The organism is Rhodococcus sp. MEB064, assembly GCF_000834565.1.
Classification (GTDB): domain Bacteria; phylum Actinomycetota; class Actinomycetes; order Mycobacteriales; family Mycobacteriaceae; genus Rhodococcoides.
In genome coordinates this window covers 1-235 of record NZ_JXQS01000079.1, presented here as the reverse complement: position 1 = coordinate 235, position 235 = coordinate 1, and the positions used below count along the sequence as shown (strand labels likewise).

General features: G+C 52.3%; 1 rRNA gene. It reads left to right on the top strand.

The annotated features are described in order from the left end of the window. Window positions 1–235 (top strand): 23S ribosomal RNA (locus tag RU01_RS21930); the annotation flags it as partial.

Genomic DNA, 235 nt, shown 5'->3' with positions numbered 1-235 from the left:
ACTACCGTTGAAAAGTTAGCGGATGACCTGTGGATCGGAGTGAAAGGCTAATCAAGCTCGGAGATAGCTGGTTCTCCTCGAAAGCTATTTAGGTAGCGCCTCATGTATCACTGTAGGGGGTAGAGCACTGTTTCGGCTAGGGGGTCATCCCGACTTACCAAACCGATGCAAACTCCGAATACCTACAAGTGCCGAGCATGGGAGACACACGGCGGGTGCTAACGTCCGTCGTGAA